At 65.7% G+C, this 24,191-nt stretch carries 20 protein-coding genes; 7 read left to right on the top strand and 13 right to left on the bottom strand.

Annotation, left to right across the window (positions count from 1 at the left end):
- Positions 1-445: 445 nt before the first annotated feature.
- From RPS27_RS16020 to RPS27_RS16010, 3 genes are all read left to right on the top strand, one after another.
- The gene (locus RPS27_RS16020; protein WP_212067970.1) at positions 446-766 is read left to right on the top strand and encodes a hypothetical protein; all 321 of its coding nucleotides are present in this window, start codon (positions 446-448) and stop codon (positions 764-766) included.
- A gap of 1,039 nt (positions 767-1,805) precedes the next feature.
- Positions 1,806-3,089, top strand: a complete 1,284-nt coding sequence (purD, locus tag RPS27_RS16015; RefSeq protein WP_212067971.1) for a phosphoribosylamine--glycine ligase — start codon at positions 1,806-1,808, stop codon at positions 3,087-3,089.
- A gap of 219 nt (positions 3,090-3,308) precedes the next feature.
- Positions 3,309-4,214 carry an alpha/beta fold hydrolase gene (locus RPS27_RS16010; RefSeq protein WP_212067972.1) on the top strand — a complete coding sequence of 302 codons (906 nt, stop codon included), beginning with the start codon at positions 3,309-3,311 and terminating at the stop codon, positions 4,212-4,214.
- Here the strand turns inward: RPS27_RS16010 and RPS27_RS16005 are convergent.
- The gene (locus RPS27_RS16005; protein WP_194406059.1) at positions 4,211-4,669 is read right to left on the bottom strand and encodes a nucleoside deaminase; all 459 of its coding nucleotides are present in this window, start codon (positions 4,667-4,669) and stop codon (positions 4,211-4,213) included. The genes RPS27_RS16010 and RPS27_RS16005 overlap by 4 nt on opposite strands.
- A 121-nt stretch (positions 4,670-4,790) precedes the next feature.
- Between RPS27_RS16005 and RPS27_RS16000 the strand changes: the two genes are divergently transcribed.
- Both RPS27_RS16000 and rsmD read left to right on the top strand, forming a co-directional pair.
- The gene (locus RPS27_RS16000; protein WP_212067973.1) at positions 4,791-6,905 is read left to right on the top strand and encodes a pseudouridine synthase; all 2,115 of its coding nucleotides are present in this window, start codon (positions 4,791-4,793) and stop codon (positions 6,903-6,905) included.
- Between the two features lies 1 nt (position 6,906).
- Positions 6,907-7,464, top strand: coding sequence for a 16S rRNA (guanine(966)-N(2))-methyltransferase RsmD (gene rsmD / locus RPS27_RS15995; RefSeq protein ID WP_194406061.1), 558 nt, complete (start codon positions 6,907-6,909; stop codon positions 7,462-7,464).
- Between the two features lie 72 nt (positions 7,465-7,536).
- Here the strand turns inward: rsmD and mutL are convergent, their stop codons facing one another.
- Positions 7,537-9,351 carry a DNA mismatch repair endonuclease MutL gene (gene mutL, locus RPS27_RS15990; protein ID WP_212067974.1) on the bottom strand — a complete coding sequence of 605 codons (1,815 nt, stop codon included), beginning with the start codon at positions 9,349-9,351 and terminating at the stop codon, positions 7,537-7,539.
- A 317-nt stretch (positions 9,352-9,668) separates the two neighbouring features.
- On the opposite strand from mutL, the gene RPS27_RS15985 reads away from it, so the two are divergent.
- Positions 9,669-9,977: a hypothetical protein gene (locus tag RPS27_RS15985; protein WP_211418510.1), complete on the top strand. Its 309-nt coding sequence runs from the start codon at positions 9,669-9,671 to the stop codon at positions 9,975-9,977.
- 63 nt (positions 9,978-10,040) lie between these two features.
- On the opposite strand, the gene arfB is transcribed toward RPS27_RS15985, so the two are convergent.
- The 7 genes from arfB to RPS27_RS15950 form a co-directional block, all read right to left on the bottom strand.
- Entirely contained in the window at positions 10,041-10,457 is a 417-nt protein-coding gene (gene arfB, locus RPS27_RS15980; RefSeq protein ID WP_211418509.1) for an alternative ribosome rescue aminoacyl-tRNA hydrolase ArfB, read from the bottom strand.
- 116 nt (positions 10,458-10,573) lie between these two features.
- A complete protein-coding gene (locus RPS27_RS15975) occupies positions 10,574-11,938 on the bottom strand; it encodes a M16 family metallopeptidase (RefSeq protein ID WP_212067975.1) in 1,365 nt (454 codons plus the stop codon).
- Positions 11,935-13,329, bottom strand: coding sequence for a M16 family metallopeptidase (locus RPS27_RS15970; RefSeq protein WP_374762337.1), 1,395 nt, complete (start codon positions 13,327-13,329; stop codon positions 11,935-11,937). The genes RPS27_RS15975 and RPS27_RS15970 overlap by 4 nt, the downstream gene beginning before the upstream one ends.
- A 189-nt stretch (positions 13,330-13,518) precedes the next feature.
- Positions 13,519-14,247, bottom strand: a complete 729-nt coding sequence (locus tag RPS27_RS15965) for a hypothetical protein (protein WP_194406071.1) — start codon at positions 14,245-14,247, stop codon at positions 13,519-13,521.
- 96 nt (positions 14,248-14,343) lie between these two features.
- On the bottom strand, positions 14,344-14,838 hold the full coding sequence (gene lspA / locus RPS27_RS15960; RefSeq protein ID WP_212067977.1) for a signal peptidase II: 495 nt from the start codon (positions 14,836-14,838) through the stop codon (positions 14,344-14,346).
- A gap of 8 nt (positions 14,839-14,846) precedes the next feature.
- Complete coding sequence (gene ileS, locus RPS27_RS15955; protein WP_212067978.1) at positions 14,847-17,846, bottom strand: isoleucine--tRNA ligase; 3,000 nt, start codon at positions 17,844-17,846, stop codon at positions 14,847-14,849.
- A gap of 207 nt (positions 17,847-18,053) precedes the next feature.
- Positions 18,054-19,025, bottom strand: coding sequence for a bifunctional riboflavin kinase/FAD synthetase (locus RPS27_RS15950; protein WP_211418504.1), 972 nt, complete (start codon positions 19,023-19,025; stop codon positions 18,054-18,056).
- A gap of 229 nt (positions 19,026-19,254) precedes the next feature.
- Between RPS27_RS15950 and RPS27_RS15945 the strand changes: the two genes are divergently transcribed.
- The gene (locus tag RPS27_RS15945) at positions 19,255-19,650 is read left to right on the top strand and encodes a response regulator (RefSeq protein WP_008567674.1); all 396 of its coding nucleotides are present in this window, start codon (positions 19,255-19,257) and stop codon (positions 19,648-19,650) included.
- Positions 19,651-19,850: 200 nt separating this feature from the next.
- Here the strand turns inward: RPS27_RS15945 and RPS27_RS15940 are convergent, their stop codons facing one another.
- From RPS27_RS15940 to RPS27_RS15925, 4 genes are all read right to left on the bottom strand, one after another.
- Positions 19,851-20,705 (bottom strand): TIGR01459 family HAD-type hydrolase, encoded by an 855-nt coding sequence (locus tag RPS27_RS15940; RefSeq protein ID WP_028140142.1) that lies wholly within the window; start codon positions 20,703-20,705, stop codon positions 19,851-19,853.
- Between the two features lie 15 nt (positions 20,706-20,720).
- Positions 20,721-22,238 (bottom strand): EAL domain-containing protein, encoded by a 1,518-nt coding sequence (locus tag RPS27_RS15935; protein ID WP_212067979.1) that lies wholly within the window; start codon positions 22,236-22,238, stop codon positions 20,721-20,723.
- A gap of 162 nt (positions 22,239-22,400) precedes the next feature.
- The gene (locus RPS27_RS15930; RefSeq protein ID WP_212067980.1) at positions 22,401-23,531 is read right to left on the bottom strand and encodes a YihY/virulence factor BrkB family protein; all 1,131 of its coding nucleotides are present in this window, start codon (positions 23,529-23,531) and stop codon (positions 22,401-22,403) included.
- A complete protein-coding gene (locus RPS27_RS15925; protein WP_212067981.1) occupies positions 23,531-24,118 on the bottom strand; it encodes a phage holin family protein in 588 nt (195 codons plus the stop codon). Before RPS27_RS15925 ends, RPS27_RS15930 begins: the two co-directional genes overlap by 1 nt.
- Between the last annotated feature and the right edge of the window lie 73 nt (positions 24,119-24,191).

Raw genomic sequence — 24,191 nt, 5'->3', positions numbered from 1 at the left:
TGGGGGGACACTGTGATGAAAAGAACCTTAATCTTGCTTGCCCTTGTGCCGCTCTCGGGCTGTGGTATTGCCGCCAAAATTGATGCTCGACAGGATTACCAAGCCTCTGAGGCACAGTACAAAGCTTGCTTAACGGCCAACCCTGCCGCTCCGCAGAATTGCGAAGGGCTTAGACTGGCCATGGAAGCCGACGAGCGAAAATATACAAACCTGTCGGCAGGCACGAATCCGGGCTCGCAGACAAGTCACAACGTTACGATCTTGAACCGATGAGGGAGATTGTCTTAACTCGGTGCTGCGCTTTCGGCGAACACCGGAGGAACAATCAAACCGAAAGCGAGAAGCGGATGAGGCTGCACAAGGAAGTGTAGCCATATCGTCGCTTGTGGCTAACCAGTCAAATTCGATGCACCTTTCTGGCCAGGTAAAAGCAGTAGGCAAATGCATGTCGAAAAATCTTGCGCTGGTTCTCGTCTCGCTGGCGGGAATTGTGGAAGCGGGTGCCGATGCCCCCTTTTTCACACAACCAGTAAAAGACTGGCTGGTATTCGGTCAGGTTTTCAAAAATCAAGCGCAATGTATTGCGATGAAGAACTTTGGTCGTGAAGCCGTGCTGAATTTTATTCTTAATCCGGGTGATCCTCACGGCAAAATTGCCATGCAATTGGATGGCAAATTGGAGAATGTACCTCGCGCGCCTTCGCCAGAAATTGTTGCTGCACTAAAAAAATGCCAACGGAAATTCGAAGATCTGTATAACGAGTGAGAGACTCCGCCGCTTGGCGCGTAGAACATCAAGAATAGGCTCTGCCCAAATATCTGCGGTTGGCTTCGATTTCGGCTCGATGCTGCTGACGGCTGTTCCAGAAGCGGGTGATAGGGGCCTGCATGGCCTTTTTCGCCAACAGCAGTTCGTAGGATGGGTTGAGCCCTTGCGAAACCCATCGCTTTCCCATTCCCGCTCTCTGTCTTAGCGGCTATCATCCGATTGCAAGTGATGATGAACTGCAGATGGCGCTCGGTCGACTAGCTTCGGACGCTCTGAGAAACCGCGTATGATGGGTTTCGCAAAGGCTCAACCCATCCTACGGGCTGTAAGTGACTACGAATCGAGGATGGCTCAGGGTCGATAAGCTTTACAGATGCTTCGAGAAACGTTTGATAGGTTTTGCAAGCGCTCAACCCATCCTACGGGCTATCTGAGCGAAAACGGCTTAGCGAGCTTGCCCCGCTGATCGACGGGCGTCGACCACCACTGCAATTCGAGCTGCATCGTGAGGCTCTGCCGGAGAGGACGAAGATCGGTCACACGCGTACCTCTGACGTCGAACGCCAAGGCCTCTTCCACCATGACCCGGCGCCGCCGATCAATAGGATCACCACCGAGCCGCGCCACAAGTGAGTTTCCAAAAAAGAATACGATTACGCCAATAGCGACGGTGCCTACGCGAAGCCATGGGCTGCTGACCCAGACGGGTGGGCTCTGCAAGACGCTGCTGATCCAGGCTTCAGGAACAAACCCAAGCGCGATGCATACTCCGCCAAGGAGTTTCGAAATGGCCCAACTAATGGCCCCTCTTGCCATGTTTGTCCTCAAGAACCCCATGTACCTGACATATCACAGGCGACGCCGGCCAACGCAGGGGTAGTGCACGCTGCGGCTGAGTTATGCAGAACGGAATCGCTGGTTTGCGCCAAATGGGCGCGCCCCGGAATGACGGGGAGTTCGCCGCCATCCCCCTTGAGCCCCACCCCGATTCGTGCGACCTCCGCCCCCCAGCAAAACCCCTTATTCTGAGCCTCTTATGCACATTCTCCTGCTCGGTTCCGGCGGCCGCGAACATGCTCTGGCGTGGAAGATCGCGGCGTCCCCCCTGGTGACCAAATTCTGGTGCGCGCCCGGCAATGCCGGGATCGCGAAGGAGGCGGAATGCGTGGCGCTCGACGTCGCCGACCATGGCGCGGTGATCGATTTCTGCAAGGCGAACAAGGTCGAGCTGGTGGTGGTCGGGCCGGAGACGCCGCTGGCGGCCGGCATCGTCGATGATCTCACCGCCGCCGGCATCAAGGCGTTCGGGCCGAGCAAGGCGGCGGCGCAGCTCGAAAGCTCCAAGGGGTTCACCAAGGCGGTGTGCACCGAGTTCGGCATTCCCACGGGCGCCTACAAGCGCTTCACCAACGCCAAGGACGCGCGCGATTACGTCACCAGCCAGGGCGCGCCGATCGTCGTGAAGGCCGACGGGCTCGCCGCCGGCAAGGGCGTCGTCGTCGCCAAGACCGTGCGCGAGGCCGAGGACGCCATCGCCATGATGTTCGAGGGCGCCTTCGGCGAGGCCGGCGCGGAGGTCGTGATCGAGGAGTTTCTGCCCGGCCGCGAGATCAGCTTCTTCGCGCTGTGCGACGGCGAGACCGCGATTCCGCTGGCGTCCGCGCAGGACCACAAGCGCGTGTTCGACCACGACGTCGGCCCCAACACCGGCGGCATGGGCGCCTATTCGCCGACGCCGCTGGTGACGCCTGCCATCCACGACGCGATCATGGCGAAGATCATTTTGCCGACGGTCGCAGGCATGAAGCAGCGCGGCACGCCGTTCCGCGGCGTGCTCTATGCCGGGATCATGCTGACGACGCAGGGCCCAAAGCTGTTCGAGTTCAACGTCCGCTTCGGCGACCCCGAATGCCAGGTGCTGATGCTGCGCATGATGAGCGACATCGTGCCGGCGCTGCTGGCGTCATGTGATGGCCAGTTGAAGAATTTCGACCTGCGCTGGCACAAGGAAGCCGCGATCACCGTGGTGATGGCCGCGCAAGGCTATCCCGGCGACTACCAGAAGGGCACGCGCATCGAGGGGCTCGATGACGCCGCTGGGGTGGACAATGTCGAGATCTTCCACGCGGGGACGGTTGCCAAGGACGGTGCGATCCTCGCCAATGGCGGCCGAGTGCTCAATGTCTGCGCTCTGGGTGCGACCGTGACGGAGGCGCAGGCGAGAGCCTATCAGGCCGTCGACCGCATCCGCTGGCCGGAGGGCTTCTGCCGCCGCGACATCGGCTGGCAGGCGGTGGAGGCGGAGAAGGCCAAGGGCTGAGACGCCGCCGACGGGCCCGAGCTCGCGATCCCGGAGGGCGCGCCAAGGCCGGAATCGCGTGTTGTCGTCACCGCGCCGCCACATCGACATTCCAGAATGTGCAATCGGCTGTTGGGGTTAGTTACCCCGCAGATAATACCGCTACTGTGCATGGGGTTGTTTTTCGACTTTTTGTTTGTCGGGACGACCTCCAGGCTGACCAACCAAGGATGCAACAAGATGTCCGATCTCGCCGACCTCTATCCGGGTTTTGCCTCCGAATGGATCGATACCTCGTTCGGCCGGATCTTCGCCCGCGTCGGCGGCAGCGGCCCGCCGCTGTTGCTCCTGCACGGCTTCTCCGAGACCAACGTGATGTGGCACCAGGTGGCGCCCGAGCTCGCCGAGGCCTTCACGCTGATCATCGCCGACCTGCCGGGCTACGGCTGGTCCGACATGCCCGAGAGCGATGCGCTGCACATCCCCTACAGCAAGCGCGCGATGGCGAAAGCCATGGTCGAAATGATGGAGCGGCTCGGCCACGTCCACTTCGCGCTCGCCGGCCACGACCGCGGCGGCCGTGTCTCCTATCGGCTCGCGCTCGACCACCCCGGCCGGCTGTCGAAGCTCGCGGTGCTCGATATCCTGCCGACCTATAATTACTGGGAGCGGATGAACCGCGCCTATGCGCTGAAGATCTATCACTGGACCTTCCTGGCGCAGCCCTATCCTCTGCCGGAGACGCTGATCTCAGGGCAGGGAGAGTTCTTCCTACGCTTCAAGATGGCGAGCCAGACCAGGTCGAAGACGCTGGACGCGATCGACCCGCGCGCGCTCGAGCATTACCTCGCCCCGTTCCGCGATCCCGCCCGCATCCATGCGATGTGCGAGGACTATCGCGCCGGCGCCTATTTCGACTACGATCTCGACAAGGCCGATTTCGAGGCCGGCAAGAAGATCACGGTCCCGATGCTGGCGCTGTGGGGCAATGCCGGCGTGGCCCAGGCCGCGGCGACGCCGCTCGATATCTGGCGGCAATGGGCGACGAATGTGGAGGGCATGCCGGTCGACTCAGGGCACTTCCTCACCGAGGAGAATCCGGACGTGACGGCGAGGGCGCTGCGGGAGTTCTTTGTGGGCGATTAGCGCCGCTCCCGAAAGAACTCCTTGAGCAGCCGCGCCGCCTCGCTCTCGCCGACGCCGGAATAGACATCCGGCGCGTGGTGGCAGGTCGGGGAGGCAAAGAACCGCACGCCGGATTCGACCGCGCCGCCCTTGGGGTCGGCGGCGCCGTAATAGAGCCGCCTGACCCTTGCAAACGAGATCGCGCCCGCACACATGGTGCAGGGCTCCAGCGTCACGTAGAGGTCGCAGTCGACGAGGCGCTCGCTGCCGATCTTTTTCGCGGCCTCGCGCAGCGCCACGATCTCGGCATGGGCCGTCGGGTCGTAATCGGTCAGCGTCCGGTTCGCCGCGGTGGCGATGACCTCGTCATTGCGGACCACGACGCATCCAACAGGAACTTCGCCCGCCTTTCCGGCACTTTCGGCCGTTTTGAGCGCCAAATCCATGAAAGAGGGGGCTTTCAAGCCTCGTATCATCGCCAGAAACCTGCTAGTAGCTGCGCCTTCAGCAGAAGTGCTTAACCGAAATTGCCTGAGCATGCGGCTCGGAACGAGCGCGCACAATGCTCAACGGCCACCCCCTCGAGTGAGATTATCCATGCCTCGCGACAGCGACAAAGACAACGATTCCCGCGGCCGGCGAGGCCCGCCCAAAGGCGGCCGCAGCGGCAAGGCGCGCGGCCCCGAGAAGAAGTTCGCCAAGCGCGGTTTTGAGGGCAAGAGCGCGGGAAAGAGCGAGGGCAGGGGCGACCGCGACAGCCGCCCGCCCCGTGGCGATCGCGACAGCCGTCCACCGCGCGGGGATCGCGAGAACCGTCCGTTCCGCCGCCGCGAGGAGGGCGATGCCCCGCGCCGCGATTTTTCCGACCGTCCGCGCTTCAAGCGCGACGATCGCGGCAGTGAAGCCCGCGGCGAGCGCAGCTTCAAGCCGCGCGGCGACCGTCCGTTTTCCGATCGCTCCTCGCGCGATGGCGAGAAGCGCCCCTTCAAGCCGCGTGGCGATCGTCCGTCCTATGGCCGTGACGACCGTCCGCCGCGCAGGGACCGCGACGACGCCCGCCCGGCCGGCCGCTCGAGCGACAGGAAGTTCGGCGACAAGAAGCCCTATGCGCCGCGTGGCGACCGCCCCGAGCGCCCGTTCGACGGCGAGCGGAGGTTTTCGCGCGGGGGGGATCGCGGCGGCGGTCCGCGGGATCGCGGCGAGCGCAGCGATTCCAAGCCCTGGCAGAAGCGTGACGCGGCTCCGCGCGGCGACCGGCCGCCGCGCAAGGATTTCGGCAAGGGTCCGCGCAAGGATTTCGGCGACCGTGATCGCGGCCAGGACAAGCCCTGGCAGAAGCGCGACGATCGGCAAGGCGGCGGCGATGATCGTCCGCGGTTCTCGCGTTCGCGCGACGATCGCGCGTCGGGCGATCGCCCGTTCCGCGAGCGGCCCAAATTCGACCGGCCGCGCGAGGATCGTCCAAAATTCGATCGGCCCCGACGTGAGGGCGACGGCGACCGCGGCGGGCGCGGTGGTGACCGGCCGAAATTCAATCGTCCGCGCGAGCGGTCGGAAGGCCGTTCCGATTGGCACGAGCATCCGCGCAGCGAAGGCCGTTTCGGCGATCGCCCGCGCCGCGAAAACGAGGACGAGAGCAGGATCTTCGAGAAACGTCCGGCCTTCGGCGGCCGCGGTGCCTATCGCGAGCGCGATCGTGATTTCGACCGGCGGCCGCGCCGGGACGAAGAGCCGAAGCCGAAGAAGGCCGGCGAGCGTATCGCGAAAGCGCTGGCACGCGCAGGCCTCGCGTCGCGCCGCGACGCCGAGGAAATGGTCACGCAGGGCCGCGTCACGGTCAATGGCCGCGTCATCAACTCGCCTGCGCTCGACATCACCAAGAACGATGTCGTCCTGGTCGACGGCAAGCCGTTGCCGGAGCGCGAGCGCACGCGGCTGTTTCTGTATCACAAGCCGCGCGGACTGATGACCACGCATGACGATCCCGAGGGGCGTCCGACCGTGTTCGACAATCTGCCGGAAGGTCTGCCGCGGCTGATCAGCGTCGGCCGGCTCGACTTCAACACCGAAGGCCTCCTGCTGCTCACCAACGACGGCGGCCTCGCGCGCACGCTCGAATTGCCGGATACCGGCTGGCTGCGCCGCTACCGCGTTCGCGCCCACGGCGACGTCACCCAGGCCCAGCTCGACGAGCTCAAGAACGGCATCGAGGTCGAGGGCGTCAAATACGGTCCGATCGAGGCGACGCTGGAGCGTGATCAGGGCGCCAATGTCTGGCTGGTGTTCGCGATCCGCGAAGGCAAGAACCGCGAGGTGCGCAACGTCTGCGCCCATCTCGGGCTCGAGGTGAACCGGCTGATCCGCGTCTCCTACGGACCGTTCCAGCTCGGCGAGGTGCCCGAAGGCCAGGTCGAGGAGATCCGTTCGCGCGTGCTGCGCGAGCAGCTCGGCGACAAGGTGATCGAGAAGTCGGGCGCGCAGTTCGACGTGCCCTCGAAATCCGCACGCGTCGATGACGCACCGAGCGAGAAGAAGCCCGTCAGCAAGCGCGCCGTGATCAACGACCGCAAGGGCCGCCGCGTGCTGGTGCAGCGCACTGGGAGCGAAGAGGCGCGCGAGCGCAACGAGGAAGAGGCGAGCGGCTACGGCCCGCCGCGCCGTCCCAAGCGCGGCTATCACGGCAAGCGCGACCTGACGCCGCGGGAGGACTAGCTTGCGCGTCGTCGGCGGTCGTTTGAAGGGGCGTAATCTGGCCTCACCGTCCTCGCGCGACATCCGCCCCACGGCGGACCGGTTGCGCGAGTCCGTGTTCAACATCCTTGTGCATGCCTATGACGATCCGATCGAGGACGCGCGCGTGCTCGATCTGTTCGCCGGCACCGGCGCGCTCGGCATCGAGGCCTCGTCGCGCGGGGCGAAGTTCACGCTGTTCGTCGACAACGGCGCGGAAGCGCGGGCGCTGCTGCGCAACAACGTCGAGTCACTCGGCTTGGGTGGCGTCACAAAAGTCTATCGCCGCGACGCGACCGATCTCGGGCCTGCGCATCCCGTCGAGCCGTTCTCGCTGGTGTTTCTCGATCCGCCCTATGGCAAGGGCTTTGCGGAGAAGGCGCTGGCATCCTTGCGCGATGGCGGCTGGCTGACGCCGGGGGCGCTGCTGGTGGTGGAAGAGGCCAAGGCCGCGCAGTTCGCGACACCGGACGGCTTTGAGGAGCTGGAGCGGCGGGCGTATGACGACACCGAGTTCGTGTTTTTGCGTAGGGCGGATTAGCGAAGCGTAATCCGCCATCGTCCCAGAGATGCAGAAGAGGCGGGTTACGCTACGCTAACCCGCCCTACGAATTCACCTCCGCCCGAACAGCTTCTCCACATCGCTCAGCTTCAGCTCAACGTAAGTCGGCCGGCCGTGATTGCACTGGCCGGAGTTCGGCGTGTCCTCCATCTCGCGGAGCAGGGCGTTCATCTCCTCCGGACGCAGCCTTCGGCCGGCGCGCACCGAGCCGTGGCAGGCCATGGTCGCAGCGACGTGCATCAGGCGGCGTTCGAGAGGAAGCGCCTCGTCCCATTCGGCCATGTGCTCGGAGAGATCGCGCAGCAATCCGCCCGCGTTGGTCTTGCCAAGCAGCGAGGGCGTCTCGCGCACCGCGACAGCGCCGGGGCCAAAGGATTCGATGGCGAGGCCGAACGAGGCCAGCTCCTCGCTGCGCTCCAGGAGGCGCTCGACCGTCGCCTCGTCCATCTCGACGATCTCGGGAATGAGCAGGATCTGCCGCTGCACGCCGTTCGCGGCCAGCGACGCCTTGAGCCGCTCATAGACGATGCGCTCATGCGCGGCATGCTGGTCGACGATGATCAGGCCGTCGCGGGTCTGCGAGACGATGTAGGTCTCGTGGATCTGCGTGCGCGCCGCGCCAAGCGGGCGGTCGACGAGGTCGCTCGCCGGCTGCGTCTCGATCCTCACGTCCGCGCTGGGCGCCCCGACGTCAAATGCGGCCTGCGCGCGCTCGGCGAAGGCGGGCGCGGCGGCGCCTTCGAATGACGGCTTCGGTGCCACCGGGGCGGAGGGCGAGGCGCGCCAGTCCCAGCTCGCCGGACGCTGTGGCGTGAAGGCGGGCCGGAACGAAGACAACGCGCTCTCGCCGCTGTTGGCGGCGGTGCGACGTCCCTCGCGCGCGAGACCTTCCTTCAATCCGTGCACGATCAGCGCGCGGACGAGTCCGGCATTGCGGAAGCGCACCTCGGTCTTGGCCGGATGCACGTTGGCGTCGACCTCGCGCGGGTCGAGCGTGACGAACAGCGCCAGCACCGGATGCCGGTCGCGCGGCAGATAGTCGGCATAGGCTCCGCGCACCGCCCCTAAGATCAGCTTGTCGCGCACGGGGCGGCCGTTGACGAAGAGATATTGCCCGAGCGCATTGGCCTTGGTCAGCGCCGGTGCCGCGGCATAGCCGGCGACGACGACGCCGTCGCGCTCGGCATGGACCTCGAAGGCATGGCTGCGGAACTCCGCGCCCAGGATGTCGCCGAGCCGCGTCAGCCGTCCGGCGGCGCCGGGCAGCGCCGCGGCCCAGGTCACCGGCGCGCGCTCCTCGCCCGCCAGCGTGAAGGCGATATCGGGCCGCGCCATTGCGAGGCGCCGCACCACCTCGCGGATCGCCTCGGCCTCGGTGCGGTCGGTCTTCAGAAACTTCAGCCGCGCCGGCGTCGCATAGAAGAGGTCGCCCACCTCGACGCGGGTGCCATGGGCCAGCGCCGCCGGCATGATCTCGGATTTCTCGCCGCCCTCGACTGTCAGCGCCCAGGCGTGGGGTTCGCTCGCATGCCGCGTGGTGATGGAGAGCCGCGCGACGGAGCCGATCGAGGGCAGCGCCTCACCGCGGAAGCCGAGCGTGCGGATCTGCAAGAGATCCTCGTCGTCGAGCTTGGAGGTCGCATGGCGCTCGACCGCGAGCGCCAGGTCTTTCGCGGTCATGCCGCCGCCGTCGTCGGTGATGCCGATTCGCCGCCGTCCGCCGCCGTCAGTGAAGACGTCGATCCGGCTCGCGCCGGCATCGATCGCGTTCTCGACCAGTTCCTTGACCACGCTCGCAGGCCGCTCGACCACCTCGCCGGCGGCGATGCGGTTGACGACCTGTTCTGGCAATTGGCGGACGGGCATGGGTTCACTCGGCGAATGTCCCAGTGTAACTCCGACCTGCAACAAATGCATGGGGAAGGTCGCACTTCCCACATACCAGATGTGGGAAATCCAAGCCTCGGGCAGCTCCGGCGCAATCCGACGTGCGTACTCGGGCGCCGCATATAAGGAGCGCAATTCCGCGAAACCGCCGCGAAATCCCTAAACGATCAACACACCAGACCGTTTGCATCGCGGGTGCGCCGTTCGCATAGTTTGCGCGATGTGATGGTCCGGTCCGGAGGAGCGGCGTGGAGAATCGCCGAGCCATTCATCGCGCGAAAATCCAGGAGAAATGGATGAAGTTGGTGAAGACCTCGATGATCGCATGCGCTGTGTCGGCTCTCATTGCGACGCCCGTTCTCGCGCAGAGCGCGCCTCCGACCGCCAAGCCGGGCGGCACCGTGCAAAGCAAACCCATGCAAGGCAGCACGATGGGCAGCGGCGACGACGAGATGAATGCTCAGCCGGGCGCCGCGGGCGAGAAGACCGGCATGAAGTCGACCAAGGGCACCAAAGGTACGGTCGGCACCACGGGCAGCGCTGCGCACAAGGGAACCGCCGACGATGCGGCGACGGGCGGCGCAGCTCCATCCAAGCGTTACTGATCCCGCCGGTGAAGCGGCAAAACTCCGGCCGCCTCGCGGCCGGAGTTTTTTCGGCTGCGCCTGCTAATCGTCGAAGCTCCGGCCGCGTCCGGCCTTGACGTCGCTGCGGCGCTTCTTGCCGTCGAGCCGGCGTTGCTTGGACCCGAAAGTCGGCTTTGTCGCGCGCCGCGGCTTCGGCCGCACCATCGCCTCGCTCAGGATTTCGACCAGCCGATCGATGGCGTCCTGTCGATTGCGCTCCTGGGTGCGGAAGCGCTGGGCGTGGATCACGATCACGCCGTCCTTGGTCATGCGCTGGCCGGCGATGCGGGCGAGCCGGATCGCCGCGTCCTCCGGGATCGTCAGCTTGCGCGTGTCGAAGCGCAGCTGGGCCGAGGTCGAGACCTTGTTGACGTTCTGCCCGCCCGGGCCGGAGGCGCGGACAAAGCCGATCTCGATGTCGTCCTCGTCGATGACGAGATCGCGGGATATCCGCAGCATGCTGGCACCATCTGTGATGTCCGGACATATCGCGGACGTCAGATTTCGGCAATGGTGCATGCTGAAAACGCAAATGGCCGGGGCGAGCCCGGCCATTGCAGTCGACGTTGGAGGTCTCAGTTCGACTTCGTCGCCGGGGCGGCCGGCTGTGCCGCGGCCTGCGGGGCGCGGCCGACGACGACGGTCAGGAGGCCCTGGCCCCAGAGGCGCTTGGCGGCGGCCTTGGCGTCGTCCAGCGTCACGGCGTCGACGATGGCATTGCGCTTCTCGATATAGTCGATCGGCAGCTTGTCCTGCTGGTACTGCAGCAGCGCCTGCGCCAGCTTGGACGAGGTGTCGAGCGCCAGCATCTGCGAGCCCTTGAGGTAGGACTTGGCCTCGTCGAGCTCCTTCTGCGTGGGGCCTTCCTCGGCAATGCGGCGGACTTCCTTGTCGATGGCCTCGATCGTGTCGTTGGCACGGTCGGCGCGCGTGCCGGTATTGCCGATGAACACCGCCGAATGCTGCATCCAGAGCAGCGATTCGAACACGGAATAGGCGAGGCCGCGCTTCTCGCGGACCTCGCGATAGAGGCGCGAGGACAATCCACCGCCGCCGAGGATGTGGTTGACGACATAGGCGGCCATGAAGTTGGGATCGCTGCGCTTCACCCCGGGACCGCCGAAGGTGATCACGGTCTGCGGCACGTCGAGGGTCACGAAGGCGCGTTGCGGCGGCTTTGCGGCCTCGACGTCGGGGACCGGCGTGAGATTGGCCTTGGCGGGCAGGCTGCCGAAGGTGTGGTCGAGCAGCTTGCCGAGCGTTGCCGGATCGACGTCGCCGACGACTGCGATCTTGAGCCCATCCTTGGCAAGCACGCGGCCGACATAGTCCTTCATGTCGGCGACCGTGATGGTCGGCACGCTGTCGAGGTTGCCGTTGCTCTGCCGGCCGTAGGGATGATCGCCGAAGGCGACCTCGAGGAATTTGCGGCTCGCCAGCGAGGTCGGGTTGGTGGTCTCGCGGCGCAGGCCGGAGATGACCTGCGAGCGGATGCGCTCGACATCGGCGGTGTCGAAATGCGGCGAGGTCAGCGCGCTGCGCAAGAGGTCGAAGGCCTCGTCCTTGTTGTCGCGCAGCATGCGCAGGCTGCCGCGGAAGGTGTCGCGGGTGGCGCTGAAGGAGAGCTCGATGGCGCGGCGGTCGAGCCGCTCGTGGAAGGTCTTGGAATCGAGGTCGCCGGAGCCTTCGTCGAGCAGATCGCCGACCAGATTGGCGACGCCCGGCTTGTCCTTGGGATCCTGCGCCGAGCCGCCGGCAAAGGAATATTCCATGGCGATCAGCGGCACGGTCGCGTCCTGCACGAACCAGGCTTCGATGCCGCCCGGCGAGGTCAGGTGCTGGATCTTGGCAGCGGCCAGCGACGGCGTCACCGCGGCCAGCGCGAGTGCCGCGCCGGTGGCGAGAGAGAATGCAATGCGTCGAAGGAAAGGATAGGTCACGAACGCTTCTCCTCGCGCTTGGTCGTCGCGGTGTCCTTGATCAGATAGCCCGTGACCGAGCGCTTCTTCTCGAGCCATTTCTGCGCGACGGCACGGACTTGCTCGGCGGTGACCGCGCGGATGCGGTCGGGCCAGCTCCTGATGTCCTCGATCGACAGACCCGTGGTCAGCGCGCCGCCATACCAGCGTGCCAGCACCGCCTGGTTGTCCTGGGCGTAGATCGCTTCCGCGATGAGCTGGGTCTTCACACGCTCCAGGTCCTCGGCGCGGATCGGGTTTTGCGCGACGTTGGCGATGACGCCGTCGACCGCCTGCTCGACGTCGGCGAAGCTGACGCCGGGCTTCGGCGCCGCGGAGATCGCGAACTGGGTCGGGTCGAGCGAGATGCTCGAATAGCTGGCATTGGCGGAGACCGCGAGCGGCTTGTCGACGACGAGCGCGCGGTAGAGATAGGAATTGCTGCCGCTGCCCATCAGCTGCGCCAGCACGTCGAGGGCCGCGCTCTCACCGGCCGCGGCCGTGGTCGCCGAGGGCACGAGATAATAGCGCCTCATGCTCGGCTGCTCGACGCGCGGGTCGGCCAGCGTGACGGTGCGCGGGGCAGCGGGCTCCGGCTCCTGCGGGCGGACACGCCGCGCCGGGATCGCAGGCTGCGCCGGGATCGAGCCGAAATTGCGCTCGACCAGCGGGCGGATGTCGGCGGCCTCGACGTCGCCGGCGATCACCAGGATCGCGTTGTTCGGCGCATAGAAGCGGCGGTAGAAAGCAAGCGCGTCCTCGCGATCGAGCTTCTCGATCTCCTGATGCCAGCCGATCACCGGACGGCCGTAGGGATGATTGAGATAGAGCGCGGCCATGATCTGCTCGTTCAGCCGCGCGTCCGGATTGTTGGCGACGCGCATGTTGTATTCTTCGAGCACCACGTCGCGCTCGGGCAGCACGTTCTCGTCCTTGAGGATCAGGCCGGTCATGCGGTCGGCCTCGAATTCCATCATGGTCGGCAGCTGCTCTTTCGGCACACGCTGGTAGTAATTGGTGTAGTCGACCGAGGTCGAAGCGTTCTCGTTGCCGCCGACGCGGAGCACGGTCTGGGAGAATTCGCCGACGGGATGCTTCGAGGTACCCTTGAACATCAAATGCTCGAGGAAGTGCGCGAGCCCGGACTTGCCCGGTGTCTCGTCGGCCGAGCCGACCTTGTACCAGATCATCTCAGTGACGACGGGGGTGCGGTGATCGGGAATCACCACGACCTGCATGCCGTTGGGAAGCGTGAAGCTGGCGGGCGGGGCGGATGTGACCGTGGTCTGGGCGAGGGCCGCGCCCGCTGTCAGGACACTGGTCGAAAGCAGCGCGGCAAGGAGGCAGGCAGCCGATCGGTTTGCGGACATCATGATCCCTAGTGAAAGGCCGAGTCCGGATGTCCGGCTCGAAAGGCACGGCATGGTACACCGTGCGGCTGAGGCTTCGCGTCACGAAGCAGAGAACTCAACGCGGTGGCAAGTTACTGATAGGCAATTTATGGACTGCGGCCGGCGTGCATGACACGCCGGCTCCGGGGCCGCTTCTATGAGACAGGAACGCTATTGTTCCTTGTCCTTGCCCGACATGATGTCGAAATAGGTCCGCCGTGTCTTGTCCGGTCCGGCGCCATAGGCGTAGTTCGGCGAAGGCGTCTGATAGCCCGCGGGCGGCTCGACCAGCGACTGGCGCGGCGGCTCGCTGGTGAATTTCTTCTCTTCGGTGGCGTTGCCGCCCTTCATCATATTCCACAGGCCGCCGGAGAAGCCGAGCTCGGCGGGGCTGAGCGACGGATTGCCGTTGGTGCCCGGCTGGATCGGATCATTGCTGGTCCGGGGGGCGGCGGCGACCTGGCCGGCCTTCATCTCGGCGGGCGTCAGCTGTCGGGCGGCCTGCCAGTTCTCGGTTTCCTTGGTCGCCTTCCTGCGCGCGGCGATGGCTTCCTTGCGGCGCTTTTCCTCGGGATCCTTGGGCCAGTTCGGCGCAGCCTTGGCTTCGGTCGCAGGCGGCGGCAGATCGAGCTTGGGCGGCACGACCAGCGGCGAGCGCTCGCGGTATTCGATGCCCTTCTTCTCCATGCTCTTGGCGCCGATGCCGGACATCAGATTGTCGATGATCTTCTCTTCGAAGGTCATGCCGTCATCTTCATCGTCGTCGTCACCGGCGCGGGCCGCACCAGCCGACATGACGACGAGACCGACGCCAAGTACGGCAGCGGACAATTTCAACGCCTGCCAGAACCCCGATTGGGGGTCTCGAACCATCGAACCGCTGGTCTTCGAGCTGCGCATTACTGTACCTGTTCCATATTGTGGCAGATTGCCGCTCAAACGCGGCCGACCCCTCGCAAAAGCCGGGTTCCACCTGCCGGTCCGTATCGGCCGGGATCAGGGCGCTTTTGCGGCGGGTACCCCCAGGAAGGAATCATACAATAGCCCCGCCACCCCAGCAACGATCGCCACGTCCGCGAGGTTAAACACATACCAATTATAGGTATTTCCGCCGATCTCGATGTGGAACAGCGCGAAATCGACCACCGCGCCATAGGCCAGGCGGTCGATGCCGTTGCCGATGGCGCCGCCGATGATCAGCCCCAGGGCGATGGTCGCAAGCCGGGTTTGCGAACGGGCCATCCAGATCGCCAGGGCGACCACGGCGATGACCTTGACGGCCATCAGCGCGAGCTGCGCGGCCTGGCCGTCGTTCTGCAGCCAGCCGAAGCTGATGCCGATATTCCAGGCCAGCACCAAATCGAAGAACGGCGTCACCTTCACGACCCCGCGGCGGGCGAGGTCGAACCCGTTCAGCAGCCAGAGCTTCGAGGCCTGGTCGGCCACGAGGGTCGCCAATGCCGCGAGGATGCCGGCGCCGAGCGGGGACATGGCCGGAATCAGACCGCTACCCCCAACGCCTTCCATTCGCGCAGCGCCTTGGCATCGCGCGGGGTGACGTCGGGATACTCAGCGTCTTCGCCCACCATCGGGGAGATCTTCCAGGAGCGGGCGCATTTGGTGCCGACCGCCTTCTCCACCACGACCGCGACACCGGGCACGGCATCGAGACGGAACGCCGAAGCCGGCGCCTCGCCCTCGCGTACCTCGTAATTCGAGGTGATGCAGACTTCAGCCAGGTCGATGTCGAACAGCGTCGCCAGCATCGCGCGGTCCGCGACATAGATCACGGGCGATGCCTCCAGCGACGAGCCGATGTTCTTGGCGGCGCGTTCGAGCTCGAGCGCGCCGGTGACGACGCGGCGGACATTGCGGATCGTCTCCCACTTCGCGGCGAGCTTGTCGTCGCGGAAGCCTTCGAGATCCGTCGGGAACAGCGTCAGGTGCACCGACGGCTCGGCGTCGGGCCGGTACATGCGCCAGCCTTCCTCCGCGGTGAAGCTCAGGATCGGCGCCAGCCACTTCAGGATCGAGGTGCACAACAGGTCGATCGTAGTCAGCGCCGCCTTGCGCGTCAGCGAGGACGGCGGATCGCAATACAGCGTGTCCTTGCGGATGTCGAAATAGAACGCGGAGAGCTCGCTGTTGAGGAAGGCGGAGAGGGTCGCGACCACGGTCTTGTAGTCGAACTCCCGATAGGCCTTGTCGACGGCGGCCGCGCGCATCGCGAGCTCGTGCAGCATCAGCCGCTCGAGCTCGGGCATGTCGGCGGGCGCGACGGCCTCAGCCGGCTTGTAATGATGCAGCGTGCCGAGCATCCAGCGCACGGTGTTGCGCAGCTTGCGGTAGGTCTCGACCGTGTTCTTCAGGATCTCGGGGCCGATGCGCTGGTCGTCGGTGTAGTCGCAGGACGCGACCCAGAGCCGGAGGATGTCGGCGCCGGATTCCTTGATGACCGCCTGCGGCTCGATGGTGTTGCCGAGCGACTTCGACATCTTGCGGCCGTCCTCGGCCTGGGTGAAGCCGTGGGTCAGCACGATGTCGTAGGGCGCGCGGCCGCGCGTGCCGCAGCTTTCCAGCAGCGAGGAGTGGAACCAGCCGCGATGCTGGTCCGAGCCTTCCAGGTACATCACCGTGTCGGTGCCGCCGTCGACCTTGCGCTTGATGCCGGCGAGCCCGGGAAACTGCACGGGGTCTTCGAGCACGAAGGCGTGGGTCGAGCCGGAATCGAACCAGACGTCGAGAATGTCGTCGACCTTCTGCCAATCCTCGCTCGCGCGTGATCCCAGGAAGCGCTCGCGCGCCCCCGTCGCGTACCAGGCGTCGGCGCCTTCCTTCTCGAAGGCTTCGCCGATGCGGGCGTTGACCGCCTCATCCTGCAGGATCTCGGCGGAGCCGTCGCCCTTCTCGCGCACGAACACGGCGATCGGCACGCCCCAGGCGCGCTGGCGCGAGATCACCCAGTCGGGCCGCGCCTCGATCATGCCGTTGATGCGGTTCTCGCCCGACGGCGGCACCCATTGCGTCACCGAGATCGCGTGCAGCGCGCGGGCGCGCAGCGTGTCGCCGCTCTTGGCCTTGCCGCTCTGCGCCACGTCCTTGTCCATGGCGATGAACCATTGCGGCGTGTTGCGGAAGATCACCGGCTTCTTGGAGCGCCAGGAGTGCGGGTATTGATGCTTGAGCCGGCCGCGGGCGAGCAGCATGCCGCGTTCGACGAGCGCCTTGATCACGGCCTCGTTGGCATCGCCCTTCTCGCCCTTGTCGTTGATGACACGCTTGCCGGCAAAACCCGGCGCATGATCGGTGTAGCTGCCGTTCTCGTCGACGGTGTAGGGGATCGCCGTGTTGATGCCGCGCGCATCGAGGTCGCGCGCCTGCGCCATCCAGGCATCGAAGTCCTCGCGGCCATGGCCGGGCGCGGTGTGCACGAAGCCGGTACCGGTGTCGTCGGTGACGTGGTCGCCGGGCAGCAGCGGCACGATGAAGTCGTAGCCGCCGGCAAGCCCCTTGAGCGGATGGGCGCATTCGATCGCGTCCATGGTGTCGCCGGGGACGTCGCGGACCTTCTCGTAAGCAGTCACGCGCGCCTGCTTGAAGACCTCTTCGGCCAGTGCGTCGGCGAGGATCAGGAGATCGCCGGTCTTGGTCCAATTGTCGGCGGGCGCGTCCGTCACCTTGTACAGGCCGTAGGCGATCTTCGGCGAGAACGAGATGGCGCGGTTGCCGGGCAGCGTCCAGGGCGTGGTGGTCCAGATCACGACGCTTGCGGCGGCGAGTGCACCGTGCGCGGGGGAGGTGACTGGGAATTTCACCCACACCGTATCGGATGTGTAGTCCTCGTACTCGACCTCGGCTTCGGCCAGCGCGGTCTTCTCGACCACGCTCCACATCACCGGCTTGGAGCCGCGATAGAGCGTGCCGTTGGCGGCGAACTTCATCAGCTCGCGCGCGATCTGGGCCTCGGCCGGGAAGCTCATGGTGGCGTAGGGATGGTCCCAGTCGCCGATGACGCCGAGGCGCTTGAACTCCTCGCGTTGCACGCCGAGCCAATGCGTGGCGTAGGCGCGGCACTCCTTCCGGAAGTCGATCATCGCGGTGGAGTCGCGGAAGTCGGGCTTCTGCTTGCCCTTCTTGCGATAGTGCTCCTCCTCGACCTTCCACTCGATCGGCAGGCCGTGGCAGTCCCAGCCGGGCACGTAGTTGGAGTCGAAGCCGAGCATCTGCTGGCTCTTGGTGACGAGATCCTTGAGGATCTTGTTCAGCGCCGTGCCGATATGGATGTTGCCGTTGGCATAGGGCGGGCCGTCATGCAGCACGAATTTGGCGCGGCCCTTCGCGGTTTCGCGCAGCTTCTCGTAGAGGCCGATCTCGTACCAGCGCTTGAGGATCTCCGGCTCGCGCTGCGGCAGGCCGGCGCGCATCGGGAATTCGGTCTGCGGCAGGAACAGGGTCTTCGAATAGTCTTTGGTGTCGGACTTTTGCGGCTTTTCGGACATGGGGCTGACTGGCTCGGAATGGCGCGGGAACGGATGGCGATGCGGAATCGCGGGGTGAAACGACCAAAATCCCGGTCTTGCGCCGAGCCTTTGGGCTCAGGCGGAAGCCGGGCCGCTAATCCCTATGATGCGCCGCGCAAACATGGGCTCTCCATAGCAGGGGGCCAAAGGAAGCGCAAAGGTTCGGGAAAGGCCCCGGCCCTGGCCTTAATCTATGGTGCCGAGCCGCGGAAACGCGTCCGGGGCGGCGGCCAGGATGGCGCGGGCGCGGGCGGAATCGTCGTCCATCTGCCGGATCAGGGCCTCGATACCCTCGAATTTCAGCTCCTCGCGGATGAAGCCGATGAAGGCGCAGTCCAGCACCTGCCCGTAGAGGTCGCCCTTGAAGTCGAACAGGAAGATTTCCAGCAGCGGGGCACCGTTGTCGAAGGTCGGGCGGCGGCCGAAGCTGGCGACCCCGTCGAGCCGCTCGGTGCCGCGGCCGACCCGCACCGCATAGATGCCGTGCTTCAGCCCGCAATTGGCGTCCAGGCGGATATTGGCGGTGGGGTAGCCGAGATCGCGGCCGCGCTTCTCGCCGTGGATCACCTCGCCGGTGATGAACCAGGGCGCGCTCAGCATGGTGGTGGCCTCGTCGAGCTGGCCTTCGGCGAGGGCGATCCGGATCGCGCTGGAGGACACCGGCCGCTCGTCGATGTCGACATGCGGCTGCACGTCGACCTCGATGCCGAGCCGGGGCGCCTCGTTGACCAGCAGGCTGGGCGAACCGACGCGTCCCTTGCCGAAATGGAAGTCGTAGCCGACCGCGATCCCGCTGACGCCGAGCCGCCCGATCAGGTCATGGTGAATGAAATCTTGCGCGCTGGTCCCGGCGCGCGCCTTGTCGAAGGTCATGACCACGGCGCCGGCAAGCCCTGTGCCGGCCAGGAGCCGCAGCTTGGCCCGTTCATCCGTCAGGCGGAACTGCGGGGTGTTGGGGCTGAAAAACCGCCTTGGATGCGGCTCGAAGGTCAGCGCCAGCGCAGGACGGCCATGCGCCCGGCCCATTTCCAGGGCGGCGGCGATCACGGCGCGGTGACCGAGATGGACCCCGTCGAAATTGCCCATGGCGACCACGGCGCCCCTCGGAATCGCGGAGTCCGGCGTGGTGTCGCGGATAACGTTAAAATGCGGGGCCATCAGGGGAATTCTCGAACCGGCGGGACCGTCCGGGACCGTGGCGCGACGAGCCCGATGAAGTCAAGCGGAAGGGGGCGGGGCGTATCGAACGCAATTTCAGTTCTTTCGGGGCGCCCCCAATTAACGCGCTGTTTAACGCCTTGGTGCTAGTCCTTGCATCTGGAACAGGCGGGCTCCGGCCCGGCAGGTCCGATCGTAATATTCCTGGGTATGCGTTGGGGGAGTCGAGATGGCGGTTGATTTGTCGATGCCGGTTCTGGTGGTGGATGACTACAGCACCATGATCCGTATCATCCGGAATCTGCTGAAGCAGCTTGGCTTCGAGAACATCGATGATGCCAGCGACGGTTCGGCAGCACTGAACAAGATGCGCGGCAAGAAGTACGGGCTCGTGATCTCCGATTGGAACATGGAGCCGATGACGGGTTACGACCTGTTGCGCGAAGTGCGCGCGGATCCGAACCTCGCCACCACGCCCTTCATCATGATCACAGCCGAATCCAAGACCGAGAACGTGATCGCGGCCAAGAAGGCCGGCGTGAACAACTACATCGTCAAGCCGTTCAATGCGGCGACGCTGAAGACCAAGATCGAGGCGGTCTTCCCGGACATGGCGAGCGCGTAAGGCGCTTCGAAGCCATCAGGTGATTCGGAAAAGCCCGGGCTGGTCCCGGGCTTTTTGCGTTGGGATCGTCACACCGGAGCGGTGCGCGAGCACCGAGCTATGGTGCGCAATTGCGCACCTGAGAATCTCGAGATCCCCCGATGCGCAATGCGCATCCGAGGTCTGGTCCTTCGGACCATCCCGGGATGACGGCTAGATCGTCACCACTTCAATTCGCGCATCAAGGCCTTAGGCGGGTGGCCGAACAATTCCATCACCGATGCCGGGTCGAGCTGGTCGAGGCCCTCGAACTCCTCGGCATGGATGCCGCGGGTCACGAACAGGCAGTCGATGCCGAATTCGCGCGCGCCGGTTAAGTCGGTGCGGACGGAATCGCCGATCGCCAGCACCTTCTTCCGGTCGATCGGGTGGCCCTGGCGTTCGCCGGCGAGCGCCATGGCGCGCTCGTAGATCGGCCGGTGCGGCTTGCCGTAGAAGATCACCTCGCCGCCGAGCTCCCGGTAGAGCTCCGCGATGGCGCCGGCGCAGTAGATCAGCCGGTCGCCGCGTTCCACCACGATGTCGGGGTTGGCGCAGACCAGCGTCAGCTTGCGCTCGCGGGCCTTCAGCATCATGCCGCGATAGTCTTCCGCCGTCTCGGTCTCGTCGTCATAGAGGCCGGTGCAGACGATGTAATCGGCTTCCTCCAGCGGAGCGGTCTTTGCATCGAGGCCGCGATAGATCGAGTTGTCGCGCTCGGGCCCGAGCCAGAACATCTTGCGGCCGGGATGCTCGGCGACATAGAGCCGCGTCAGGTCGCCCGAAGACACGATGGCGTCGTAGGTCTCGTCGGCGACGCCGAGCTTGCGCAATTGCCGCTGCACGCTGTCGGCCGGCCGCGGTGCGTTGGTGATCAGGATCACCGTACCGCCGCGGCTGCGATAAGTGTGCAAGGCTTCGCAGGCTTCGGGGAAGGATTCGAGGCCGTTATGGACGACGCCCCAGATGTCGCTCAGCACGACATCCACGCCGCCCACGAGCTCACGCAGGCTTTCGGCGAAATGCAGCGTGGTCATGATGCGCGGGGCCGATCAGATGCGGCGCGCAAGCGCGGCGTTGCCGGTGATGCGTTGGGCCGCAGAAGTGGCTGACGTCGTGCCAGATTGCGTGCCTTGGCTGGGGGAAGCGGAGCCATTGGATCCCTGAATGTCCTGGTTCGGCGAGGCCCCGCCGGTAGCAGATGCCCCCTCCGGCCGCAATGGGCGGGGCGGCGCGAACAGGAAGCCCTGGCCGAACCGCACGTCGTAATCGAGCAGGTCCACGACCGCGCGCTCGCCTTCGATCCTTTCGGCGATCAGGTCGATGCCGAAGCGGCCGAGCAGGTCGGAGAGGTCGGAAGGATGGATGTCCGAGGCCGAGGCTTGCCTGGGGTCGAGTAGCAGCGTCGCCGGCACCTTGATGAAACGCACCCCGCGGTCGGCCAGCTCGCGCGGCTCGATCCTGAGATCCGTGACATGGTCGATTGAGAAGCGGAAGCCGCGCTGGGCCAGCGCCGCGAGATTCTCGGTCTCGGCCGGGCCGAGATTGCGGAACGTCGATTGCTTGAACTCCAGCACCAGCGAGGGCGCCAGCGCCCGGTTGGCTTCGAGGAAGTCGAGGCATTGTGCGAAGGTGGTGGAATTGCCGAGCGTGGACGCGGCGACGTTGCAGAACACGCCGACCTCCTTGTTGCGCACCATCAGGCGCCGCAGCACCTGCACACAGCGCAGCATCACCATGTTGTCGATGCGCCCGATCAGCCCGGAGGCCTCCGCGATGCTGATGAACTCCTCGGCTGCGATCAACTGGTCGCGTTCGTCGCGCAGGCGCGTCACCGCCTCGTAGAACCGCACCTTGCGCTGCGGCAACGTCACCATCGGCTGCAGGAAGATGTCGATGCGGTTCTCGTCGATGGCGTTGCGCAGCGTCGCCAGCAATTGGGTCTGGTTGCGCCCACCTGCCGTCTGAACCGGGCTGGAGCTCGGGGGCTGGACCGCCGGCGCCGGCCGCGGCTGCGCCAGTGCAGGCGGCGGAGCTGCGGGAAGCGGGGGAGGAGCGGCTGGCTGCTCCTCGAACGGCGCAACCAGGTCGATCGGCGCCTCCGGCTCGGACTTGAATTCGGACTTGAACTCGGATCTGGCGACCGGGGCGGGCGCCGGCGCGCTGCCGGCCAGCATGTCCTCATGGGCCGACACGGTGGTGGCGAGCTGTCTGACCAATCCGCCGAGCTCGTTGATCTCGCCGACCACCGACTGGATGCGGTCGGAGTTGGTCGAATTGGACGAGGCGATGCGGCCCTCGATCGCGGCGAGCCGCCGGCCGAACTCGGCCACCTGGCGGGCGAGGTCGGCCGTGCCGCGCGACAGGTCGGCGATTTGGCCGCCGACGTCGCTGCGGTCACGCAGCCGCATCGACACCGCATTGTAGAGGATCAGGAAGGTCAGCGCGGTCAGCGCCACGATCGCGGATTCGGTTCCGCTGATGCCGGCGACGGCGTAGAGGACAAGCCCGAGCGAGGCCGCGACCAGAACCATGCAGATGGCGATGAAGATCGTCGAAATGCGAATCATGCCGCGCGTTACGCCTTTAAGAGCTGACTGCCTCACCCGGGAAAACACGGGTCGCCGTGCGATCGCGTCACGCCTCGTGCTTCCCCAAGCCGCGCAACCTTAACATCATTGTTGATTCGAGGGGATAGCGCCTCGGGCCTGCAAGTTCAGGCCCGTGGGGAGTCAAGACGGCGCGGCGGCGCCGACGGTGTCGGCCGAGACGGCGTCGCGGCTGCCGAGCGGCTTGGCTGGCCCCTCGGTCGTGTCCTTCAGCGTCTGCCGCTCGATCTCCGAATTGAGCTCGGCGCCGAACATGATGACGATCGCCGACATCCACATCCACGTCATCAGGCCGATCGCTGCGCCGAGCGAGCCGTAGGTCGCATTGTAATTGGCGAATTCCGAGAGATACCAGGACAGCAGCGCCGAACCGGCGATCCAGAGCAGCGCCGCGGCCACGGCGCCGAGGCTCAGCCATTGCCAGCGCGGCGCATCGCGGCTCGGCGCGAAGCGGTAGAGGATCGCGAGCGCCACGAGCAGGATGAGGAACATCAGCGGCCATCGTGCCAGCGCCACGATCAGCTTGCTTTCGGGCGCCATGCCGAGATGATTGAGCGCCAGCGGGAAGGCGACGACAACTCCGACCATCAGCAGCAGCGCCACGATGCCGCCGACCGTAAAGGCGAGCGACACCATGTTGAGCTTGATGAAGCCGCGCTTCTCGCGCTCCTCATAGGCGACATTGAGGGCATCGAAGATCGCCTTGACGCCGGCATTGGCGCTCCAGATCGCCAGCAGGAGGCCGAACAGGAAGGTGACACCGAGCGTCGTGTTGCCATGCGAGACCACGCGGGCCACCTGGTCCTCGACAATCTGGAACGAGCCCTCAGGCAGCATGGTCGCGAGCGTGTGCAGATTGGCGCTGATCGTCGCGGGATCGGCGAACAGGCCGTAGGAGGAAACCAGCGCCGTCACCGCCGGAAAGATCGCGAGCAGCCCGAAGAAGACGACACCGCCTGCAGTCGCGAGCAGGCGATCCTCGTCGACGCGTTGATAGGTCCGCCAGAAAATGTCCTTCCAGCCGGCCCAGGGGATTGCGAACGGGCTCTTCGCATGGCGGCCGCGGCCGGGCTGCACGGCGGCGCGCGCCGGGTGCGTCTCTGGTGAGTTTGCCTCGCCCTTGCGGTGGCCCTGCGGCGGGCCCGACCGGAGCAGGTCAGAGTCCTGGAAGTAGCGCTCAGCCGTCAGCACGAAGACGGCCGTCGCCGCCACCAGCAGCCAGGAGTCGATCTGCTCGGAGCGCCGCACCAGCATCAGGCATCCAATCTATGACCGTGACGCCTGCGCCGCGCCGCCGTGAACCCCGCCAATCCGATCGCCGCGAGCATCAGACCGAGCTGCACGGGGCGGTTGGTATACGCCGGCCGAGCGCTTGCACCATGGCGGCGCTCGCCGGGCGCGAGCGGCGCAAGGGGAATCGTGGTGGCGACCTCCTTGACGGCCTGCTTGACCGTTCCGCGCGGAATCCGCGGGGTCGCGATGGCAACGCGCAACCGGCTAGTAAGTGGCACGATCGGCCTGGCCTTGCGCTTCATCTGCGCCATCGCCACCCCAGCGCAGACCGCCGCCAGCACCAGCAGCACGCCCGCGACGGCACCGAAACCCCAGAACTGCCCGTAGGTGATGGCGATCCAGCGGTACAGGGCGATCAGCCCGACGAAGAATGCCGCGATGGCGAACAGGCCCGCGACCGCGAACAGCCCGCCAGCCATTGCGTAGGATGTCACCTTGCCGGTGGCCTGGCTGGTCTGGTCGCGCAGATAGGCTTGCGCGGCGCGTTTGACGTGATTGAGCTTGAGCGCCATGCCGGCGCGCAGCAATTCGCCCGATGGCGCGAGCATCTGGACATCCTCCGAGAGCGAGAAAATTCGTTCGGGGGGTGAACGTGGCCGAATTTGACTTGTTCCGACGGAG

Source organism: Bradyrhizobium sp. WYCCWR 12699, from assembly GCF_032144035.1.
In the GTDB taxonomy this organism is placed as follows: domain Bacteria; phylum Pseudomonadota; class Alphaproteobacteria; order Rhizobiales; family Xanthobacteraceae; genus Bradyrhizobium.
This window is presented reverse-complemented; position numbering and strand designations above follow the sequence as displayed.

Coding starts and splice junctions, on each gene's coding strand:
- RPS27_RS16020 (WP_212067970.1), top strand. CDS start 446: ATGTCGAAAAATCTTGCGCTGGTTCTCGTCTCGCTGGCGGGAATTGTG.
- purD (WP_212067971.1), top strand. CDS start 1,806: ATGCACATTCTCCTGCTCGGTTCCGGCGGCCGCGAACATGCTCTGGCG.
- RPS27_RS16010 (WP_212067972.1), top strand. CDS start 3,309: ATGTCCGATCTCGCCGACCTCTATCCGGGTTTTGCCTCCGAATGGATC.
- RPS27_RS16005 (WP_194406059.1), bottom strand. CDS start 4,669: ATGATACGAGGCTTGAAAGCCCCCTCTTTCATGGATTTGGCGCTCAAA.
- RPS27_RS16000 (WP_212067973.1), top strand. CDS start 4,791: ATGCCTCGCGACAGCGACAAAGACAACGATTCCCGCGGCCGGCGAGGC.
- mutL (WP_212067974.1), bottom strand. CDS start 9,351: ATGCCCGTCCGCCAATTGCCAGAACAGGTCGTCAACCGCATCGCCGCC.
- RPS27_RS15985 (WP_211418510.1), top strand. CDS start 9,669: ATGAAGTTGGTGAAGACCTCGATGATCGCATGCGCTGTGTCGGCTCTC.
- arfB (WP_211418509.1), bottom strand. CDS start 10,457: ATGCTGCGGATATCCCGCGATCTCGTCATCGACGAGGACGACATCGAG.
- RPS27_RS15970 (WP_374762337.1), bottom strand. CDS start 13,329: ATGATGTCCGCAAACCGATCGGCTGCCTGCCTCCTTGCCGCGCTGCTT.
- RPS27_RS15965 (WP_194406071.1), bottom strand. CDS start 14,247: ATGCGCAGCTCGAAGACCAGCGGTTCGATGGTTCGAGACCCCCAATCG.
- lspA (WP_212067977.1), bottom strand. CDS start 14,838: ATGTCCCCGCTCGGCGCCGGCATCCTCGCGGCATTGGCGACCCTCGTG.
- ileS (WP_212067978.1), bottom strand. CDS start 17,846: ATGTCCGAAAAGCCGCAAAAGTCCGACACCAAAGACTATTCGAAGACC.
- RPS27_RS15950 (WP_211418504.1), bottom strand. CDS start 19,025: ATGGCCCCGCATTTTAACGTTATCCGCGACACCACGCCGGACTCCGCG.
- RPS27_RS15945 (WP_008567674.1), top strand. CDS start 19,255: ATGGCGGTTGATTTGTCGATGCCGGTTCTGGTGGTGGATGACTACAGC.
- RPS27_RS15940 (WP_028140142.1), bottom strand. CDS start 20,705: ATGACCACGCTGCATTTCGCCGAAAGCCTGCGTGAGCTCGTGGGCGGC.
- RPS27_RS15935 (WP_212067979.1), bottom strand. CDS start 22,238: ATGATTCGCATTTCGACGATCTTCATCGCCATCTGCATGGTTCTGGTC.
- RPS27_RS15930 (WP_212067980.1), bottom strand. CDS start 23,531: ATGCTGGTGCGGCGCTCCGAGCAGATCGACTCCTGGCTGCTGGTGGCG.
- RPS27_RS15925 (WP_212067981.1), bottom strand. CDS start 24,118: ATGCTCGCGCCATCGGGCGAATTGCTGCGCGCCGGCATGGCGCTCAAG.